The organism is Aquitalea sp. ASV11, assembly GCF_016429185.1.
GTDB classification, from domain to species: domain Bacteria; phylum Pseudomonadota; class Gammaproteobacteria; order Burkholderiales; family Chromobacteriaceae; genus Aquitalea; species Aquitalea pelogenes.
Map to the genome: position 1 here is coordinate 1 of NZ_JAELUD010000268.1, position 299 is coordinate 299.

A 299-nucleotide genomic window follows, 5' to 3' on the forward strand; every position below is an offset into this window, starting at 1 on the left:
CCCCCCCCCCCCCCCCCCCCCCCCCCCCCCCCCCCCCCCCCCCCCCCCCCCCCCCCCCCCCCCCCCCCCCCCCCCCCCCCCCCCCCCCCCCCCCCCCTCCCCCCCCCCCCCCCCCCCCCCCCCCCCCACATCTTACTGTTCGTCGGCAGCGTCAGATGTGTATAAGAGACAGGTGCAGCCCTGGCCAAGGCCGCGCTGGAGAAGAAGATTGATGCCAATATGGCAGCCAACCCGTCTTTCATTCCGTTTGCTGCCGACAGCCGCGAGCTGGATGAGGCAGGCAAAGGCCAGATCCTGCG

1 protein-coding gene is annotated in these 299 nt (G+C 74.9%); it reads left to right on the plus strand.

Annotated features, from left to right (window positions below):
- The coding region (locus JHD62_RS22095; RefSeq protein WP_199104667.1) for a hypothetical protein at nt 1-212 on the plus strand (212 nt) is incomplete at its 5' end.
- Nucleotides 213-299 lie beyond the last annotated feature (87 nt).